The sequence below is a fragment of the Plesiomonas sp. genome (genome assembly GCF_051650925.1).
Classification (GTDB): domain Bacteria; phylum Pseudomonadota; class Gammaproteobacteria; order Enterobacterales; family CAMTGL01; genus Plesiomonas.
This window is the reverse complement of record NZ_JBOFRH010000071.1, coordinates 1-1,021: the sequence shown is the minus strand read 5'-3', so window position 1 is coordinate 1,021 and position 1,021 is coordinate 1. Positions and strand designations below refer to the sequence as shown.

2 protein-coding genes are annotated in these 1,021 nt (G+C 47.2%); both read right to left on the bottom strand.

All coding sequences use genetic code 11. From position 1 onward, the window contains the following. Positions 1 to 53 precede the first annotated feature (53 nt). On the bottom strand, positions 54 to 260 hold the full coding sequence (locus ACRC27_RS01725) for a hypothetical protein (RefSeq protein WP_010861761.1): 207 nt from the start codon (positions 258 to 260) through the stop codon (positions 54 to 56). Positions 261 to 460: 200 nt separating this feature from the next. Further along, positions 461 to 1,021: mechanosensitive ion channel family protein (locus ACRC27_RS01720; protein ID WP_438639034.1), on the bottom strand; the 561-nt coding region annotated here is incomplete at its 5' end.

The window sequence follows — 1,021 nt, the reverse complement described above, 5'->3', positions numbered from 1 at the left end:
AAAACACAATCCAGAATATTGATTTACCGCACGTTCTGCCTTGTATCTGCCGGTTATTTAATCCGTTCGTTGGGCAATAATTCCAGATGGCCTTCGGCATCGAAATACCAACCCTTGATAATTCCATGTGATGACATGTCCTGAAATCCGGCTAATACCTCTTTAGCTTCGACAAGGGCTTCGGCATCGCTGTAGCCATGCATGCGTTTGAGATATTTGGCAATGTCGGTGAGGCCTGCAGACTCAGTGATATTGCTCATGGTGTTTACCTCCAAGACGGTGATGGAGTAAATCGAGGGCGTTATTGTGAGTTAGTATGATCGCAATCAATCAGATTGCCAGTCAGCGCACAAGAATATCTCTTTTAATACAGTCTGTTAGGTTATAAAAAACAATGCCGACCTGAAGGCCGGCATTGTTTTAACGTAAATTGTTTTAGCGCAAAATGCGTGAGTGACGCTTATTCTTTTTCCAGATACAGCGTTTGACTTGGGAATGCCATATCTGCGCCGCGGGCGTGCACGATATCAATGATATCTAAGTACACATCTTGCTGAACTTTCAGCCACTCTGCCCACACCGTGGTTTTGGTGAAGCAATACACCATGATGTTGATGGAGGAATCCGCGAACTCGTTCATGTACACCAGCAGTGTCTGGGTGGTATCGATATCCGGGTTGTTCTGCAGCATAGTGCGGATGTCATCGACAATCACGCGAACCAACTTGGCGTCTTCATAGCGCAGGCCAATCTCGGTTTTGATGCGGCGGTTAGTCATCCGCCCCGGGTTTTCCACGCTGATAGACGAAAATACCGAATTTGGCACATACAGCGGACGGTGGTCGAAGGTATTAATTTTAGTCAGACGCCAACCAATCTCGGCTACGGTGCCTTCAATATTGCGGTCTGGTGAGCGGATCCAATCCCCTACATTAAATGGGCGATCGAAGTACAGCATGATGCCAGAGAAAAAATTGCTGATGATGTCTTTACCGGCCAAACCGATGGCGATACCGCCGAC

Excerpts from the sequence above, each read along its gene's own strand:
- ACRC27_RS01725 (WP_010861761.1), bottom strand. The coding sequence starts at position 260 with ATGAGCAATATCACTGAGTCTGCAGGCCTCACCGACATTGCCAAATAT.